General features: G+C 58.2%; 17 protein-coding genes. 10 read left to right on the forward strand and 7 right to left on the reverse strand.

What is annotated here, in order from left to right; genetic code table 11:
* On the reverse strand, nucleotides 1-762 hold the full coding sequence (locus FHR99_RS06730) for a Nif3-like dinuclear metal center hexameric protein (RefSeq protein WP_183409742.1): 762 nt from the start codon (nucleotides 760-762) through the stop codon (nucleotides 1-3).
* Between the two features lie 88 nt (nucleotides 763-850).
* Between FHR99_RS06730 and FHR99_RS06735 the strand changes: the two genes are divergently transcribed.
* Nucleotides 851-1,942, forward strand: a complete 1,092-nt coding sequence (locus tag FHR99_RS06735) for a S1C family serine protease (protein ID WP_183409743.1) — start codon at nucleotides 851-853, stop codon at nucleotides 1,940-1,942.
* A 2-nt stretch (nucleotides 1,943-1,944) separates the two neighbouring features.
* Here the strand turns inward: FHR99_RS06735 and hisC are convergent, their stop codons facing one another.
* The 6 genes from hisC to FHR99_RS06765 all read right to left on the reverse strand — a co-directional run bounded on the left by hisC (nucleotide 1,945) and on the right by FHR99_RS06765 (nucleotide 7,338).
* A complete protein-coding gene (gene hisC, locus FHR99_RS06740; RefSeq protein WP_183409744.1) occupies nucleotides 1,945-3,024 on the reverse strand; it encodes a histidinol-phosphate transaminase in 1,080 nt (359 codons plus the stop codon).
* A 13-nt stretch (nucleotides 3,025-3,037) separates the two neighbouring features.
* Nucleotides 3,038-4,345, reverse strand: a complete 1,308-nt coding sequence (gene hisD / locus FHR99_RS06745; protein ID WP_183409745.1) for a histidinol dehydrogenase — start codon at nucleotides 4,343-4,345, stop codon at nucleotides 3,038-3,040.
* Complete coding sequence (gene hisG / locus FHR99_RS06750; RefSeq protein ID WP_183409746.1) at nucleotides 4,338-4,982, reverse strand: ATP phosphoribosyltransferase; 645 nt, start codon at nucleotides 4,980-4,982, stop codon at nucleotides 4,338-4,340. The genes hisD and hisG overlap by 8 nt, the downstream gene beginning before the upstream one ends.
* A 24-nt stretch (nucleotides 4,983-5,006) precedes the next feature.
* Nucleotides 5,007-6,269 (reverse strand): UDP-N-acetylglucosamine 1-carboxyvinyltransferase, encoded by a 1,263-nt coding sequence (gene murA / locus FHR99_RS06755; RefSeq protein WP_183409747.1) that lies wholly within the window; start codon nucleotides 6,267-6,269, stop codon nucleotides 5,007-5,009.
* Between the two features lie 29 nt (nucleotides 6,270-6,298).
* Nucleotides 6,299-6,532: a BolA family protein gene (locus FHR99_RS06760; RefSeq protein WP_183409748.1), complete on the reverse strand. Its 234-nt coding sequence runs from the start codon at nucleotides 6,530-6,532 to the stop codon at nucleotides 6,299-6,301.
* A gap of 113 nt (nucleotides 6,533-6,645) precedes the next feature.
* Nucleotides 6,646-7,338 (reverse strand): MlaC/ttg2D family ABC transporter substrate-binding protein, encoded by a 693-nt coding sequence (locus FHR99_RS06765; protein ID WP_246386469.1) that lies wholly within the window; start codon nucleotides 7,336-7,338, stop codon nucleotides 6,646-6,648.
* 184 nt (nucleotides 7,339-7,522) lie between these two features.
* On the opposite strand from FHR99_RS06765, the gene FHR99_RS06770 reads away from it, so the two are divergent.
* From FHR99_RS06770 to rapZ, 9 genes are all read left to right on the forward strand, one after another.
* The gene (locus FHR99_RS06770; protein WP_183409749.1) at nucleotides 7,523-8,491 is read left to right on the forward strand and encodes a KpsF/GutQ family sugar-phosphate isomerase; all 969 of its coding nucleotides are present in this window, start codon (nucleotides 7,523-7,525) and stop codon (nucleotides 8,489-8,491) included.
* 9 nt (nucleotides 8,492-8,500) lie between these two features.
* Nucleotides 8,501-9,022, forward strand: coding sequence for a 3-deoxy-manno-octulosonate-8-phosphatase KdsC (kdsC, locus tag FHR99_RS06775; protein WP_183409750.1), 522 nt, complete (start codon nucleotides 8,501-8,503; stop codon nucleotides 9,020-9,022).
* A 2-nt stretch (nucleotides 9,023-9,024) separates the two neighbouring features.
* On the forward strand, nucleotides 9,025-9,606 hold the full coding sequence (lptC, locus tag FHR99_RS06780; RefSeq protein WP_183409751.1) for an LPS export ABC transporter periplasmic protein LptC: 582 nt from the start codon (nucleotides 9,025-9,027) through the stop codon (nucleotides 9,604-9,606).
* Entirely contained in the window at nucleotides 9,593-10,153 is a 561-nt protein-coding gene (gene lptA, locus FHR99_RS06785) for a lipopolysaccharide transport periplasmic protein LptA (protein WP_183409752.1), read from the forward strand. Before lptC ends, lptA begins: the two co-directional genes overlap by 14 nt.
* A gap of 2 nt (nucleotides 10,154-10,155) precedes the next feature.
* On the forward strand, nucleotides 10,156-10,881 hold the full coding sequence (gene lptB / locus FHR99_RS06790) for an LPS export ABC transporter ATP-binding protein (RefSeq protein WP_183409753.1): 726 nt from the start codon (nucleotides 10,156-10,158) through the stop codon (nucleotides 10,879-10,881).
* Nucleotides 10,882-11,035: 154 nt separating this feature from the next.
* Nucleotides 11,036-12,517 (forward strand): RNA polymerase factor sigma-54, encoded by a 1,482-nt coding sequence (locus tag FHR99_RS06795; RefSeq protein WP_183409754.1) that lies wholly within the window; start codon nucleotides 11,036-11,038, stop codon nucleotides 12,515-12,517.
* Between the two features lie 81 nt (nucleotides 12,518-12,598).
* Nucleotides 12,599-12,886, forward strand: coding sequence for a ribosome hibernation-promoting factor, HPF/YfiA family (gene hpf, locus FHR99_RS06800; protein ID WP_183409755.1), 288 nt, complete (start codon nucleotides 12,599-12,601; stop codon nucleotides 12,884-12,886).
* Between the two features lie 65 nt (nucleotides 12,887-12,951).
* Nucleotides 12,952-13,407 (forward strand): PTS sugar transporter subunit IIA, encoded by a 456-nt coding sequence (locus tag FHR99_RS06805; RefSeq protein ID WP_183409756.1) that lies wholly within the window; start codon nucleotides 12,952-12,954, stop codon nucleotides 13,405-13,407.
* A complete protein-coding gene (gene rapZ, locus FHR99_RS06810; protein ID WP_183409757.1) occupies nucleotides 13,404-14,273 on the forward strand; it encodes an RNase adapter RapZ in 870 nt (289 codons plus the stop codon). The genes FHR99_RS06805 and rapZ overlap by 4 nt, the downstream gene beginning before the upstream one ends.

Raw genomic sequence — 14,273 nt, forward strand, 5'->3', positions numbered from 1 at the left:
TCAGGCCGGATTATCGATATCGATAAATTCGTGCTCTATTCCTAGGCAGGCCGCGAGATGGTCTGCCACGGCCGGCGCACCATAGCGCTCGGTAGCATGATGCCCAGCCGCAATAAAATGCAGACCCAGCTCACGGGCCTCGTGAATCGTCTGCTCTGAAACCTCTCCAGTCAGATAACAATCCACCCCCAGCGCAGCCGCCTGCGCCAGATAGCCCTGAGCGCCGCCAGTACACCAGGCCACGCGCTGTATGGGGCGATCACCCACCGCCTCCAACAGGACCTTGCGGTCCAGACTGCGCGAAACCAGAGCCGCAACATCCTGCGCCTGCATAGGCTGTGGAAAGCGGCCATAGTTGCCGATAGGAAATTCAGCCTCCGGCTGCAGGCCACCATCCACAATCAAACCCAGCCGCTTGGCCAACTGGGCATTGTTGCCAAGTTCCGGGTGCGCATCCAGCGGCAGGTGGTAGGCCAGCAGACTGACCTCATTTTGCAGCAGGCGCCGAATTCTCCGCCCCTTCATGCCACTGATACAGGGATCTTCACCGCGCCAGAAATATCCGTGGTGCACCAGAATGGCATCGGCACCTCGTTCGATGGCCGCATCAATCAAGGCCAACGACGCCGTTACACCACTGACCAGCTTTTTCACCTCCGGTTTGCCCTCAACCTGCAGACCATTCGGACAGTAGTCCTGAAACTTCTCTGGCTGCAGCAGACGATTGGCCTGGCCCAGGAGTGAAGAAAGCGCAACGCTCATATCGATCAATCCCCTCGAGTGTGTAGAATGCGAGTTTACGCGAATTGACGATAATTTTCGGTCATTCGAGCTCTGACAAGGATTGTATATGCCCAACTCACTGCGCTGGCTGCTGTGGCCGGTTATCGCCGGACTTGTCGCCGGCCTCGCCATTGTCGCCCTGCGCCAACCGGCCGTCCCCGCGCCTCTGCCCGCCAGCAGCAGTGCCGCGCCGGGCTACGCCAGTGCGTTTAATCGGGCCGCTCCCGCGGTGGTGAACATTTACACCTCCAAGGTTGTGCAGACGCCTCGCTCCTCCGTTTTTGAAGACCCGATCCTTCGTCATTTTTTTCGCCGCGGTAATCCCGCTGAGCGCGAAAAGGTAGAACGTAGTCTGGGTTCGGGTGTGATTGTCTCTGACCAAGGCTACCTGCTCACCAACCTTCACGTGATTCAGGGCGCCGACGAAATTCTGGTCTTACTGCAGGACGGGCGCCAATCCATCGCCCGCCTGATTGGCAGCGACCCGGAAACAGACCTCGCCGTGCTCAAGATCAACCTGCCCGAATTGCAACCGATCGCTCTCGGCAATACCCCGCAGGTGCAGGTAGGCGATATCGTACTGGCGATCGGCAACCCCTATGGATTCGGGCAATCCATGTCTCAGGGCATCGTCAGCGCGAAGGGGCGCTATGGTTTGGGGCTGACCAACTACGAAAACTTTATTCAGACCGACGCCGCCATCAACCCGGGCAATTCCGGCGGCGCACTGGTTGACCACGAAGGTCGCCTGATCGGCATCAATACCGCCATTTACACTCAATCCGGCGGCTCTACCGGCATTGGCCTGGCGATTCCTGCGGATTTAGCCCTGCGCACCATGAAGGATATTATTGAATACGGCCGCCCGGTGCGTGGCTGGCTCGGACTGGAAGTGAAATCGGTCGCGCCGCAGAGCAACGGCGTCGTGATCAGCGCCATTATGCCCGGCGGGCCAGCAGCCAAGGCGGGATTGAAAATCGGTGACGTTATTTTCGCGATCAACGAAACCCCGGTAGGCGATGGTCATGCGGGCATGAATGAGATTGCCGCCACGCGCCCCGGCTCAACCGTCAGTTTGGATTTCGCGCGCGCTGGCGAACGCCAGCGGCTGGATATTGTGGTGGGCATTCGCCCGGCACCGGTCGCTGCCAGCGGCTGAACTCAGGCCGCCAGCGCGGCCTTAAAGGCGTCGAGCATGCGCGCATTTTCATCCGGCGTGCCCACGGTAAAGCGCAGGCAATCGGCAAGCGCCGGGTGTGCGCCATCCAGGCATTTCACCAGCACGCCCGCGGCTTTCATCGTTGCGTGCACCTCGCGCGCTGCAGCGCAGCGCAGCAGGATAAAGTTGGCTTCACTGGGCCAACACGTCACGCCATCCATAGCCGCAAGGGCTGAAAACAGGGCTTCGCGTTCCCGGCGAATGGTCTGGGTCTGATCGGTCAATACCGCAAAATGATCCAGCGCAAATTCTGCGCTAACCTGCGTCAATACATTGATGTTGTAGGGCAAGCGCAGCTTGTCCAGCTCATGCAGCCATGCCGGCGCACCAATCAGAATACCCAGCCGCAGACCGGCCAGCCCCACCTTACTGAGGGTCCGCATTACCAGCACATTGGGATGCTGCAAGCTTGGCAGGTGATCCGCATCGGTAAAGGCGGTATAAGCCTCATCAATCACGACCAGCCCGGGACAAGCCTTGATCACGGCTTCAACCTTGTCCGCCGAGAACAGGTTCCCGGTCGGATTATTGGGCATAGCCAGAAATACCAGCGCGGGCTGGGTACGCTCAATTGCCGCCAGCATGGCCGGCAGATCGAGATCAAAGTTTTCGTCCAGCGGCACACCGCAGTAACCCATACCGACAAAACTGGCAATCATGCGATACATGACAAAACCCGGCTCGGGCGCCAGCAAGGTGCGACCGGAACCTGCAACCGCCATCGCCAGCAGCTGAATAATTTCGTCAGAGCCATTGCCGAGCAGAATGTCGTGCTCGTCGGCAATGCCCATCACCTTCCGCAGACCTTCTTTTACCTTGACCGCCGTCGCATCAGGATAGCGATTCAGCGCCGCGCCTTCGAGGCGTTGCTGCCAGTCCGCCACCATCTCCGGCGGCCAGGAGTAGGGATTTTCCATGGCATCGAGCTTGACCATGCCATCGGCGGGCGGCACATGATAGGCATCAATCGCACGGATTTCGGGGCGCACCCAGCGCTCAATCAGCGCAGTGGTATCAGTCATTGTGGGCTTCCGGTTATTTACGCGGCCAGCGCAGCTCAGCGGAGCGGGCATGCGCAGTCAGGGATTCGCTGCGCGCTAGCACAGAGGCGGTATGCCCCAACGCCGAGGCTTCTGCAGAACACTGAATCAGTGAACTGCGCTTCTGAAAATCGTAGACGCCTAGCGGCGAAGAAAAGCGCGAGGTCCCCGAGGTGGGCAGTACGTGGTTGGGGCCAGCACAGTAATCGCCAAGCGCCTCCGGGGTATATCGCCCCATGAAGATTGCGCCGGCGTGACGAATATTTGGCAACAAGGCTTGTGGCGATTCCACCGACAATTCTAGGTGCTCCGGCGCGATACGATTAACCAGCTCAACGGCTGCATCCATATCTGCAACCTGCACCAGTGCGCCGCGCTCGCGCAGCGAAACACCCGCTATAGCGGCGCGTTCGAGGGTCGGCAGCAGACGCTCAAGGCTCTGCTCAACCGCATCGAGGAAGGCAGGATCGGGGCTGATCAGAATGGACTGGGCATCTTCATCGTGCTCGGCCTGAGAAAACAGGTCCATCGCAATCCAGTCCGGATCGGTTTTGCCATCGCAGACCACCAGGATTTCCGACGGACCGGCAATCATATCCAAGCCAACCTGGCCAAATACCTGACGTTTGGCCGTGGCAACGTAGATATTGCCCGGGCCGACAATCTTGTCGACACGCGGAATGGTTTCCGTGCCATAAGCCAGCGCCGCAACGGCCTGCGCGCCACCGATGGCAAAAAACCGGTCGACGCCGGCGATAGCCGCCGCAGCCAACACTACTTCATTTAATTTGCCGCCCGGCGTCGGCGACACCATGATCAGCTCGGGTACGCCAGCAACCTTGGCCGGAATGGCATTCATCAGCACCGACGAGGGATATGCCGCCTTGCCGCCCGGCACATAGAGCCCCGCCCGATCCAGCGGCCGAATCTGCTGCCCAAGCACCGTGCCATCGGCCTCGGCATAGGACCAGGACTCTTGTTTCTGATGGGCGTGATACTGGCGAATACGCTCGGCAGCGTGTTCCAGCGCCGCTTTCAACTCGGAATCAATCGCATCCAGCGCCTGCTGCAACCGGGCTGTTGGCAGCTCAAGTTCAGACAAGGAGGAAGCCGTCGAGCCATCAAACTGGCGGGTGTAGTCCAGCACCGCGTCATCACCGCGGGTTTTCACTGCCTCGACGATGCTCTCAACCGCGTTAGCGACTGCCGCATCTGACACAGCCTCCCACGCAAGCAGCGCGTCTAGCTCCGCATCAAAGCCCTCAGCATCAGCATTTAAGCGGTGAATGATGGACTCAGCCATTGGCTGCCCTCACTGCGACGGCCTTGCGCAGACGCTCGGTCACGTCGGTTACCGCTTCGTGTTTGCGCTTCAGAGAGCTGGTATTGACCACCAGCCGCGAACTGATATCGGCGATGGTTTCGGCAGGCTCCATACCATTGGCGCGCAGGGTATTGCCGGTATCAACAATATCTACAATCACATCGGCCAGATTCATCATCGGCGCCAATTCCATCGCGCCGTAAAGTTTGATCAACTCGACCTGAGTTCCCTGAGCTGCAAAATAGCGTCGGGCCACGTTCACGAACTTGGTCGCCACCTTGATACGCCCAGCAGGCAGCTCACGATCGACCATCACTGCGGTCATCAGCTTGCAGCGAGCAATGCCGAGATCCAGCGGCTCGTACATGCCGGCGGCGCCATGCTCCAGCAGCATATCCTTGCCAGCCACCCCCATATCGGCGGCCCCTAGCTGCACGTAAGTGGGCACATCAGTACCGCGAATTACGACAAACTGTACATGCGGCAAGGTTGTATCGAAAATCAGCTTGCGGCTTTCCGCAATATTTTCCAGAGGCTCGATGCCCGCCTCTGCGAACAGCGGCAGGGTATCCTTGAGTATGCGGCCCTTGGTCAGGGCAATGGTCAGCTTTTCCACGACACGCCTTTGTTCTAAATCCGATTACTCCGCCAGTCGCCGAATATCGGCGCCCAGCAGCTGCAGTTTTTCCTCGATACATTCGTAGCCGCGATCGATGTGATAAATCCGATCCACGCAAGTCTCGCCTTCAGCCACCAAGCCGGCAATAACCAAGCTCGCCGAAGCCCGCAGATCACTGGCCATCACCGGCGCCGCGCGCAGCTTTTCGACGCCCTCGATAAGCGCCATATTACCTTCAATATTGATTCGCGCACCCATGCGATTCATTTCATGGGCCTGAATCAGCCGGTTTTCAAACACGGTTTCCGTCACACGGCCTGTACCGCTGGCAATCGCGTTGAGGGCCGTAAATTGCGCCTGCATGTCCGTCGGGAAGCCGGGATAAGGCGCCGTGCGGATATTGACTGACTTCGGCCGTTTACCGTGCATATCCAGCGAAATCCAATCCTCGCCAACGTTAATATCAGCGCCCGCCTCTTCCAGCTTGGCGATCACCGCTTCCAAGTGTTCGGCATTGGTATCTTTCACTTTGATCCGGCCACCGGTGACCGCAGCGGCAACCAGATAGGTGCCGGTTTCTATGCGATCAGGCATTACGGCGTAGTCACAGCCGTGCAAACCTTCCACACCCTCAATCGTAATGGTATCGGTACCGTGGCCGGTAATTTTCGCGCCCATGGCATTCAGACAGTTGGCCAGATCGACCACTTCGGGCTCACGCGCGGCATTCTCGATTATGGTGCGACCTTCCGCCAGCGTCGCCGCCATCAGAATATTTTCGGTGCCGCCCACCGTCACCATATCCATAAAGATGTGCGCGCCTTTCAGACGACCGTCGCGATAGGCATGGATATAGCCATTATCCACTTCAATGCGGGCACCCATGGCTTCCAGCCCACGCAGATGCTGGTCTACAGGGCGACTGCCGATGGAGCAACCACCGGGAAAGGACACATGGGCTTCCCCGAAATGAGCCAGCAGCGGGCCTAACACCAAAATCGAGGCGCGCATGGTCTTGACCAGCTCGTAAGGCGCCGTGAGATCGGTGATGGTTTCGGCGTGCACCTCGATGCTGAGCTTTTCATCGATGATCAGCTCCACCCCCATGCAGCGCAGCAGCGCAATCATGGTGGTGATGTCATACAGGTGCGGCAGGTTGCGGATGGTAATTGGCTCGTCGCACAGCAGCGTGGCCGCCAGAATCGGCAGCGCCGAATTCTTTGCGCCGGAAATACGAATTTCACCATCGAGGCGCTTGCCGCCACGAATTAACAAACGGTCCATGATCTTCCCCAGTAGGTAATCGCCCGGCCTCAGGCCTGGGCTTCGGCCGGTGTCTGAAGGTTCATGTGAACCGCGTGAACGCTGCCATCGGCAATCCACTCATTGAGAGCCGCGTAGACCATCTGCTGACGCTTGACGGAGCGGAGCCCTTCGAACACTTCGCCGACGATGCGCACATGGCAATGATTGCCGTCAGCCTGTGCATCTATGTCACAGCCCGGAAATTCAGAGCTTAGTCGGGATTTGATAGCGTCGATCAGCATGGGACAATTCTCGTAAAAATCAGGCCGCGAATTGTACGCAATTGGCGGGGTAATGGCTATCGACGCCACCAGCCACTACCCCATGGTGTTCACAGAACAAAAAATCGTGAGGATCAGGCGTCGTCGCTGCCGTCATCACCCACAGCGCCCTCGGGGGCCACTTCCCAGTTCTCAATGACCTTGTCGATATCGCCATTGTGACGGCGCACCGCCGAACTGAACTGGCTCTGGTAGGTACGCCCCAGATTCACACCTTCGATACTGACATTACGCAGCTTCCACTCACCATCGCGGCCCTGCTTGAGCTTGTAATAGACCACATAGGGCTGCGGCGCATTGCCGTAGATGTGTTGCTCCACATTGACACTACCGCCCTTGTCGGCGTCTTCGGCCAGGGGAAGAACCTCAATCCGGTTGCCGTCAAAGGCCAGCAAACCCTTGGCGTAGGTCTGAATCAGGCGGTCCTGAAAGGTCTCCGTAAAACGCTCGACCCGCTCACGGAATTTCTGCTTCTCCGCGTCAGACAGGGTGTCGTAGTAGCGCTTGCTACCATATTTGCCCATCACACCCCGGGCGAAGCTGGGGAAATCGACCACATCCGACAGAATTTTTTCAACCTCATCGTAGAAGCGCTGAGGATCTTCATCCACATAGCTGCGCGCTTCCTCAATAACCTTGGTCACACGACTGGTGGTATCAGCGACCACCTCGTATGGCCCCTTGGGCTCGGCGGCCCACGCCGACACCGATGTCAGCATTAGTACCACCACGCTAACCAGAGAAATCAGTTTTTGATACATCGTCATTGCAACTCCACTTGGTTGTCTTGTGCGCCGTTTTCAACGGCGTCTGAAGCACTTTGACCTCAGGGATGGGAAATCGCTCCCCGCTCTACGCTAGGAATTTGTGCCCCGCCCTCTTATCATATCGGCCTATTGCCTGCCGATGGTAGCCAATTCCCGATAAATTCTTGTGAGTAAAGCAAAAAGCATGTCCGCCGACTACCTGACATCCGCTCGCCGCACCATCGCCATGGAAAGCGCCGCTGTGGCTGCGCTGTCAGAGCGCATAGACGATCAGTTCAGCACCGCCTGCGAGCTCCTGCTTAATTGCAGCGGCCGGGTCGTAGTGACAGGGATGGGCAAATCCGGGCATATCGCCCGCAAGATTGCCGCCACCCTCGCCAGCACCGGCACACCCGCCATGTTCGTCCACCCCGGCGAAGCCAGTCACGGCGATATGGGCATGATCACCTCTCAGGATGCGGTACTGGCCCTGTCCAATTCAGGCTCAACGGCGGAAGTGATTACCATGCTGCCGCTGCTGAAACGCCTCAGCGTGCCACTGGTTTCCATGACCGGCAACCCGCAATCCGAATTGGCCACTGCCGCACAAGCCCACCTCGACGCCAGCGTTACGGAAGAAGCCTGCCCGCTGGGTCTCGCGCCGACTTCCAGCACGACGGTCGCACTGGTACTGGGCGATGCGCTGGCGATTGCCCTGCTTGAAGCCCGCGGCTTCACCGCTGAAGACTTTGCCTTCTCACACCCTGGCGGAGCACTTGGCCGCAAATTGCTGCTGAAAATTGATGACATCATGCACACGGGCAGCGAAATCCCGACCGTGCAGAGTGGTACTCCGCTGACCAGCGCCCTGCTGGAAATGAGCAGCAAGGCGCTGGGTATGACCACGGTGCAAAATAAGGAAGGCACCTTGCTCGGACTGTTTACCGACGGCGACCTGCGCCGCGCCATTGATCAGGGCATTAATATTCAGACTGCCACCATTGACGATGCCATGACTCGCAACCCGCAGCGTGTGCACCCCGGGATGCTCGCGGCCGAGGCCCTCTACATTATGGAAACCCGCAAGATCACGGCCTTGATCGTCGTCGACGCGGACGACCATCCGGTGGGCGTGGTACACCTGCACGATATACTGCGCGCCGGCGTGGCCTGAGGAAAGTCGATGCAAGACATAATGGATAAAGCCAAAGCCGTGCGCCTGCTGGTTACCGACGTAGACGGTGTGCTGACAGACGGCAGTCTGTACTTTGGCAACAGCGGCGAAGAGATCAAGGCCTTCAGCATTCTCGACGGGCTGGGCATCAAACTGCTGCGCGATACCGGCATCGATACGGCCATCATTACTGGCCGGGTATCCGACCTGGTCGCGCGCCGCGCAAAGGAACTCAAGATCACCACCATCTATCAGGGCCGTGAAGACAAACTGACTGCCTTGCAGGAATTGTGTCGTGATCTGGAACTCCCCCTGTCCGCCATTGCCTATATTGGCGATGACCTGCCGGATCTGGCGGCGATTCGCGCCGCGGGCCTGGGCATCACCGTTGCTAACGGCCACGCCTATGTCGCGCAGCATGCAGACTGGCAAACCAGCGCCGCCGGCGGCAAGGGCGCGGTACGTGAGGTCTGCGAGCTGATCATGAAAGCCCAGGACACGCTGATCGAGACGTGGGAGCAATACCTCTAGTCATGGCAAAAGACCGACGTCGCAAGAAACTCCGCAATCTGTCATTGTTTGCCGGCCTTATCGGTCTCGGCGCGCTGATCCTGTCATTTATTGAATACGGTGAAAGCGGCAAGATTGTCATGGGTGGCAGCGAAGATCTGCAGGCCCTGCGCCGATTTGACTCCTACCTGCTGGAACCCGAGGGCACCACTTTTCGCAGCGACGGCAGCATCGCCTATCGCTGGCAGGCAGAACGGGCCAATCGCCAGCACAACGGCGCCATTTTGCTGCACTCCCCAATCTACCGGGGCATCAAAGACAACACGCAGGCCTGGACCGCGACCGCCCGCCGCGGCATGCTCGCCGCCGACGGCCAACAACTGGATCTGGAGCAGGACGTCTTGCTGAAAGATTTCATCCACAACGCACGGATTGTCACCACCGCACTAACGCTGGATGTGCGCAACAGCGTCATCGAAACGCGCGCCCCGGTGCGATTTACCAGCCCAAACGCCGTCACCACCGCCACCGGTATGCACGCGGCGATGGAGTCGGAGAAGCTTGTCTTTCTGGCCGACGTAAGGGGTGTCTATGAGAAGCCCTGATCGCGGTTGGGTATTCGCCCTGCTGTTGGTCGCCGGCCTCAGCTATGGTCAGGACGGCCCCTCATTCAAACCGGATAACCGGGCGCCAATCAACGTCAGCGCCGATCGCGCCAGCTACGAGAATGGGCGCGGCGTCTATGAAGGCCGGGTGGAGCTACGCCAGGGCTTATTGTCAATCAAGGCGGACAGCCTGACCATTGACGAGCAGAACCGCCAGGTAAACCGCATTCTGGCGATCGGTAAACCGGCGCAGTTGGAACAGAACGATGGCAGCGTTCGCGCGGAAGCAAAATCCATCGAGTACTTTGTCGCCAACAGCAAGGTCATCCTCACCGGCAAGGCCCTGATTCGACAGCAGGGGTCGGAAATACGCGGCAACCGCATTACCTACGACAGCCAGCAGCAAACCGTTGTAGCCGAGGGCGACAAGGGCCGCAATCCGGAGCGAGTCAATCTGACCCTGCAACCACGGACCTCCCCCCAGACAGCGGAGCCCGAGGACGATAAGGCCCCGGCTGACCAATCAAAAGAGAGTAGTGAGCGCTAACCATGGCGGAACTTCGAGCCGACAACCTCGCCAAAGCCTACAAGGGCCGCCAGATTATCCGCGATGTTTCGCTGAGCATTCGCAGCGGTGAAATTGTCGGACTACTGGGCCCGAACGGCGCCGGCAAGACCACCTGTTTTTACATGATTGTCGGCATCGTAAACGCCGACAAGGGCCGTATAACCCTCGACGGACAGGATGTAACCGGCGAGAGTATTCACGGGCGCGCCCGGGTTGGCCTGGGCTACCTACCCCAGGAAGCCTCCATCTTCCGCAAGCTGTCAGTGGCCGACAACATCATGGCCATTCTGGAAACCCGCAAGGAGCTGACCCGCAAGCAGCGCAAGAGCATGATGGAAAGCCTGTTGCAGGAATTCCATATCACCCATATCCGCGATTCTGCCGGCATGGCCCTGTCCGGCGGCGAGCGGCGCCGGGTAGAGATCGCCCGCGCGCTAGCCACCGAGCCCAAATTCATTCTGCTGGACGAACCCTTTGCCGGGGTAGACCCCATTTCCGTTAACGATATCAAGGACATAATTCGCCACCTGCAAAGGCGCGATATCGGCGTGCTTATTACCGACCACAACGTACGGGAAACACTCGACATCTGTGAAAAGGCCTATATTGTCGGCGAAGGCAAAATTGTGGCCGAGGGCAATGCCCAACAGGTACTGAATGACCCGGTCGTCAAGGATATCTACCTCGGGCATCAGTTCACCCTTTGACCCCTCGAAAGCTTCTATTGCCGGGCAATTCTGCTCACAAATTACACAATTCGGCACGGGTATTGCAGGGTCCCGAAGGGCGGACTACACTGCAATGACAGGTGCCTAAAAACACCTCTCGTCACTCAGTGGTATCGGTGGTAGTCAAACGCTTATGAAACAATCGCTACAGCTCAAAGTCAGCCAGCAGCTGACCATGACACCCCAGCTGCAGCAAGCGATTAAACTCCTCCAACTTTCCACACTCGATCTGCAACAGGAAATTCAGGCCGCCATCGACTCCAACCCCATGCTGGAAGTGAGCGAGGACGACAGCCCCGACGCCGATAGTGCCCAAGCCGACAACAACAGCAAAGACACCGAGCCCACCGCCAACAGCGCCGATCGGGACAGCGTCAGTGTCGATGAGACCTGGAACGAAGGCATTCCCGATGACCTGCCCGTCGATAGCCGCTGGGAGGATATTTACCAGCCCGCCACGACCCCTAGCCGTCAGAGCAGCAGCGATAACCCGGACTTTGACGTAGTCTCGCGCAGCAGCTCGGACGAGTCCCTGCAGGACCACCTGCGCTGGCAGCTGAATCTAAGCCGCATGTCAGACGTAGACCGGGTGATCGCGATGGCCATTATTGATGCCATCGCCCCTGACGGCCGCCTGACCTGCGATATTGAAGACATTCTCGACAGCGTGGCGGACAACCCGGAGCTGGATATCGAGGAAGATGAAGTACTCGCAGTGCTGCACCGGATCCAGCAGTTTGATCCGCCGGGAGTGGCAGCCCGGGATCTGCGCGAATGCCTGCTGATTCAACTGCAGCAACTGCCCGACGATACCGAATGGCTGAAGCCTGCCAAGGATATTGTCACCCACCACCTCGACCTGCTTGGCTCGCGCGACTACAACCAGCTTATGCGCCGTTCGCGGGTGAACGAGGAACAGCTGAAACAGGTACTGAAACTGATTCAGACCCTGAACCCCACGCCAGGCGTGATGATCTCTCCGTCCGACACCGAATATGTGGTGCCGGACGTGTTTGTCACCAAGCATCAGGACACCTGGGTCGTCGAGCTGAACCCGGATATTGCCCCCAAGCTGCGTATCAATGATCACTATGCCTCACTGACCAAGCAGTGCAGCAGCGCCGACAGTTCCTACATCCGGGATAACCTGCAGGAGGCGCGCTGGTTTCTCAAGAGCCTACAGAGCCGCAACGAGACCCTGATGAAAGTGGCCAGTAAAATTGTTGAATACCAGCGCGGCTTTCTGGAATATGGTGAAGAAGCCATGAAACCCATGATTCTTCACGACATCGCCGAAGCGGTCGAAATGCATGAATCCACCATTTCCCGGGTGACGACACAAAAGTACATGCATACGCCGCGCGGCATATACGAACTCAAGTATTTCTTCTCCAGCCACGTATCCACCGATGCGGGCGGAGAATGCTCATCCACGGCAATACGGGCCCTGATCAAAAAACTGATTGCAGCGGAAAATCCGAGGAAACCGCTCAGCGACAGCAAGATCACGGCACTGCTTGCCGAGCAGGGAATTCAGGTCGCCAGACGAACCATTGCCAAATACCGCGAAGCAATGGTGATTCCGCCCTCAAACGAGCGGAAACGGCTGGTCTGATAGCGCCGGCGCGGTCCGGCAAACTCCGAAACCGTGGCGGCGCCCGGTTCCGGTTGGCATTGATACGAAAAGGAGCGATTTATGCAAATCACTGTAAGCGGTCATCATGTCGACGTTACACCTGCATTGAGAGAGTACGTAAACAACAAGCTCACCCGGCTCCAGCGCCACTTCGACAATATCACCAATACCGATGTCACCCTCACCGTTGAAAAGCTGCGTCAAAAAGCCGAAGGTACCGTCCACGTAGCTGGAGCGGATCTATTCGCTGCCTGCGAATCAGAAGACATGTACGCCGCCATCGATCAGCTGGCTGATAAACTCGACCGTCAGCTCATCAAACACAAAGAAAAGAAACGCGGACACTGACCGTCCGCGCGAACGCGAAGCCTTCGGGCTTCGCGCTTCGTCACTGCTCAGGAACCCCAGGAGCCATGCTGTTAGAGCACTTTCTCACACGCGAGCGAACCTACTGCGGTGCAGCAAGCACCAGCAAAAAACGCCTGCTTGAAGATCTTTCCCAGTTCATCAGCGAAGATGTCCCAGCGCTGAATGCTCAGGAAATTTACACCCACCTGCTCAACCGTGAGCGCCTCGGTAGCACCGGTATTGGTTTCGGGGTCGCCATCCCGCATTGCAGGGTATCGAATTGCTCCAGCATTGTTGGCGCCCTGATCACGCTGAATGAGCCGGTGAATTTCGAATCCGTCGACGATCAGCCGGTCGACATACTGTTCGCTCTGGTCGCGCCGGAAGAAGGCCACGATGAACACCTCAAAGCGCTCTCCAGTATTGCCGAGCGGCTGAACAACCCGGAATTTAGAGAGCGGCTGCGCAGCGCCTCTGACGCTGACCAACTGTTCCGCAACGCCATCGATTACATTCCATGAAACTGGTCATCATCAGCGGCCGTTCCGGCTCCGGCAAGAGTTCTGCCCTCAACCAGCTTGAGGATGAGGGCTATTTCTGCATCGACAATCTGCCCCTGTCGCTACTCGGCGATCTGGTCAGGGAGTTATCCGCCAGCGAGCAAAGCGAGTACCACCATGCGGCGGTGTGTATCGATGCCCGCAACACGCCATCTGAACTGGCCCACTTCGATCGCATTATCGGTGAAATCAAACCTCACGTAGATCTGCAGATCGTGGTGCTGGATGCCGACGACCAAACGCTGGTCAAACGTTTCAGCGAAACCCGACGTCGCCACCCCCTGAGTAATAAGCAGGTGGCCCTCGCCGAAGCACTGCACACCGAGCGCCAGCGTCTGGAACCAATTCTGTCGGCAGCTGATCTCACCATCGATACTAGCGGCCTGACAATTCACGAACTGCGTAGTGCCATTCGCGAACGCCTGATCGAAGGCGAAGCTATCGGCATGGCGGTGCAGATTTTATCCTTTGGTTTCAAGCGTGGGCTGCCCGTGGACGCTGATTTTGTGTTCGACCTGCGCATGCTGCCCAACCCGCACTGGGACGACAGCCTACGAGCCCAGACTGGCCGCGATGAAGGCGTACAGAATTTTCTTGAAGAAAAGCCGGATGTGGCTCAGATGTTTGTCATGATCCGCGATTTTCTCACCACCTGGTTGCCGGAGCTGGCCAAGGGCAATCGAAGCTATGTGACCGTAGCGCTGGGATGCACCGGCGGCCAACACCGTTCCGTCTACATGGCGGAAAAACTGGCCAAGGCGCTGGCGGACCAGCCTTTCAATCTGCAGATTCGGCATCGCGAACTGCAGGATAAACATCCGGGTTGA

The organism is Litorivivens lipolytica (assembly GCF_014191715.1).
GTDB lineage: Bacteria > Pseudomonadota > Gammaproteobacteria > Pseudomonadales > Spongiibacteraceae > Litorivivens > Litorivivens lipolytica.

What these genes read in the sequence shown, in the direction of transcription:
- FHR99_RS06765 (WP_246386469.1), bottom strand. Translation starts at nt 7,338, where the DNA reads ATGACGATGTATCAAAAACTGATTTCTCTGGTTAGCGTGGTGGTACTA.
- FHR99_RS06805 (WP_183409756.1), top strand. Translation starts at nt 12,952, where the DNA reads ATGCTGTTAGAGCACTTTCTCACACGCGAGCGAACCTACTGCGGTGCA.
- murA (WP_183409747.1), bottom strand. Translation starts at nt 6,269, where the DNA reads ATGGACCGTTTGTTAATTCGTGGCGGCAAGCGCCTCGATGGTGAAATT.
- kdsC (WP_183409750.1), top strand. Translation starts at nt 8,501, where the DNA reads ATGCAAGACATAATGGATAAAGCCAAAGCCGTGCGCCTGCTGGTTACC.
- FHR99_RS06795 (WP_183409754.1), top strand. Translation starts at nt 11,036, where the DNA reads ATGAAACAATCGCTACAGCTCAAAGTCAGCCAGCAGCTGACCATGACA.
- FHR99_RS06730 (WP_183409742.1), bottom strand. Translation starts at nt 762, where the DNA reads ATGAGCGTTGCGCTTTCTTCACTCCTGGGCCAGGCCAATCGTCTGCTG.
- lptA (WP_183409752.1), top strand. Translation starts at nt 9,593, where the DNA reads ATGAGAAGCCCTGATCGCGGTTGGGTATTCGCCCTGCTGTTGGTCGCC.
- hisD (WP_183409745.1), bottom strand. Translation starts at nt 4,345, where the DNA reads ATGGCTGAGTCCATCATTCACCGCTTAAATGCTGATGCTGAGGGCTTT.
- hisC (WP_183409744.1), bottom strand. Translation starts at nt 3,024, where the DNA reads ATGACTGATACCACTGCGCTGATTGAGCGCTGGGTGCGCCCCGAAATC.
- FHR99_RS06735 (WP_183409743.1), top strand. Translation starts at nt 851, where the DNA reads ATGCCCAACTCACTGCGCTGGCTGCTGTGGCCGGTTATCGCCGGACTT.
- lptC (WP_183409751.1), top strand. Translation starts at nt 9,025, where the DNA reads ATGGCAAAAGACCGACGTCGCAAGAAACTCCGCAATCTGTCATTGTTT.
- rapZ (WP_183409757.1), top strand. Translation starts at nt 13,404, where the DNA reads ATGAAACTGGTCATCATCAGCGGCCGTTCCGGCTCCGGCAAGAGTTCT.
- lptB (WP_183409753.1), top strand. Translation starts at nt 10,156, where the DNA reads ATGGCGGAACTTCGAGCCGACAACCTCGCCAAAGCCTACAAGGGCCGC.
- FHR99_RS06770 (WP_183409749.1), top strand. Translation starts at nt 7,523, where the DNA reads ATGTCCGCCGACTACCTGACATCCGCTCGCCGCACCATCGCCATGGAA.
- FHR99_RS06760 (WP_183409748.1), bottom strand. Translation starts at nt 6,532, where the DNA reads ATGCTGATCGACGCTATCAAATCCCGACTAAGCTCTGAATTTCCGGGC.
- hpf (WP_183409755.1), top strand. Translation starts at nt 12,599, where the DNA reads ATGCAAATCACTGTAAGCGGTCATCATGTCGACGTTACACCTGCATTG.